A 1,175-nucleotide genomic window follows, 5' to 3' on the forward strand; every position below is an offset into this window, starting at 1 on the left:
CTAGCCTCGCATTATAAGTTGTTCTAATTTTTTGCCGTGATGATAATCATCCTCAAAATCAAGCAGTGAATGATGCCGAAGTTGTTTTATGAAATCAATTTATAATCAGTATCTTATATCGAAAAGCAATACTTAATTGAAATGAACCGAAAAGCCGCCTTTTACGCCACCAAATCAATCGATTGCATAGCAGTGAGTATCTCAAAGAACATATAAAGCATGAGCCAACCGCAATTACTTAACTTCTAGTCGGATGCTTGTATTAGTGAGTTTTGCTATCAACCCGCCTATCCTCTCGCGCATATCGTGCCTTTGCACAATCATATCTAAAGCGCCATGCTCAAGCAGAAACTCGCTTTGTTGAAAGCCATCCGGTAGCTTTTCTCGCACGGTTTGTTCAATCACACGACGCCCTGCAAACCCGATTCTTGCCTCAGGCTCACCAATATTGATGTCCCCCCGCATTGCCAAGCTTGCCGAGACGCCGCCAAAGGTTTGATCGGTCAATACCGAGATATAAGGCAAGCGCGCATTGGATAAACGCTCCAACGCAGCGCTGGTTTTGGCCATTTGCATTAAAGCCATCAGCGACTCTTGCATACGTGCGCCACCACACGCAGAAAAGCAAACTAACCCGCAATTTGCCTCTATCGCCGTATTCACAGCATCAACAAAACGAGCACCCACAACCGACCCCATCGAGCCAGCCATGAAAGAGAACTCGAACGCGCAAGCCACGATGGGTAAGCCCAACAGCTCGCCTTTCATCACGACCAACGCATCTTTCTCGCCAGTACTTTTTTGAGCGAGAGCAAGACGCTCTTTGTAGCGTTTCTTGTCCTTAAAATTGAGCAAATCTTTCGGCTCATGTTCGCTAGCAAGCTCTATACGCTCACCTTTGTCCAAGAAGCTGTCTAAACGATGTCGCGCAGACATTCGCAAATGGTGTTGACACTTGGGACAAACTTCCAAGTTTTCCTTGAGCGCGATGCGATACAGCACTTGGTCACAAGACGGACACTTAGTCCATACGCCTTCCGGAATCGACGCTTTACGCGTATTGATGATGTTCTTTTTATCTAATAGTTTTTCTAGCCAACTCATTGGAAAACCTTTATGCCCAAACAACAGTAACTCGCATTGTATAAACCTGTTTTAAGTAATAAAGTGCAACT

Annotated in this window: 1 protein-coding gene; it reads right to left on the minus strand. The window is 45.2% G+C overall.

Going from position 1 to position 1,175, the window contains the following annotated elements:
* Positions 1-234 precede the first annotated feature (234 nt).
* Positions 235-1,104, minus strand: coding sequence for an acetyl-CoA carboxylase, carboxyltransferase subunit beta (accD, locus tag R8N28_RS25910; RefSeq protein ID WP_318183745.1), 870 nt, complete (start codon positions 1,102-1,104; stop codon positions 235-237).
* Between the last annotated feature and the right edge of the window lie 71 nt (positions 1,105-1,175).

The organism is Vibrio sp. Vb1554 (genome assembly GCF_033344235.1).